Raw genomic sequence first — 1,054 nt, forward strand, 5'->3', positions numbered from 1 at the left:
GCTCAAAATTGTAACCCTGATTTTTGAGTGTATTGAAGGTTTCATTCTCGATTTTCCATCGAGCGCGCCCAGCACGCATGACTTCATAGACATTGTCTGATGTTAGAGCCAGCGTTGTGACCCAACTAAAATGTTGCTTACGTCCATCTTTTTTAGTTTCCCAATATTCCAGAACATTCACCCGATAATCATAGTGGGCATCATTTAATGGAACGTTGGTATAAGCATGAAATTCATGTTGCGTGCCGACATCATCTATGTATTGATGTACCATTGGCTTCACGTCTTTAATCCAGTCAAAAAGATAGCTGTGGTCGCCAGGTTTAACACCAATGACATACTGCATTTTTAGTGAGTCGAGCAGCGATAAATGCGGAAAGTTGGAGGCTAGTCCGTCTTCAACAATAAGTACTTTAAGATGAGGATGTTCTCGACGCAAATCAGACAACAAGCGTTTGGCTGCATTTCTTTCGCAGTCATTTTTTGTGTTGCCATCCCCTTTAACAATCGGTTCCGGTGCTAAAGGAATGACTTCACGGTGTTCAGGGTGAACAAGTACTGCTCCTAACATGTGATGATAATATTCTATCCGACCATTCTTATGGTGTTTTTCACAACAGCATTCGCAATGCACCTTTTCTGATGAGAATTGGCCTGTCCCATCCAATGAAAAGATGTAATGGCCATTCAAATAACGGTAAGACTCTAGCGCTTTACCTCGTTGCAAATAAGAAAATATCTTTTTAAACGGACGCCTTAACTGGCGCGGTGAAACACTATCTAATCGCTCACGCATACAGGTATCACCAGGGGCTTTTTCAACACCATACAAAGTATGCAAATTACGTCGTATCCAAGGCTCTGATGCTTTATCTTTTTCAAATTGAAGTAACGATGGCATTTTAAATCCAAAAACAGCAAGTCCTGACATGATGCAGTCTTGCCAACTGTATTCTGAATTTTTTATCACTTTAAATTGTTCTCGAAGCAGACTGTGTTTCACTATCGTGTGTAATCCATCTGCAGACAAATGTTTCCGTACAAATCCCAACTG

General features: G+C 40.8%; 1 protein-coding gene. It reads right to left on the reverse strand.

Annotated features, from left to right (window positions below; translation table 11 throughout):
• A partial coding sequence (locus ACQY7T_RS13615; protein ID WP_428414069.1) for a hypothetical protein occupies positions 1 to 1,003 on the reverse strand: 1,003 nt, incomplete at its 3' end.
• Positions 1,004 to 1,054 lie beyond the last annotated feature (51 nt).

The organism is Legionella sp., from assembly GCF_965140895.1.
Taxonomy (GTDB): domain Bacteria; phylum Pseudomonadota; class Gammaproteobacteria; order Legionellales; family Legionellaceae; genus Legionella.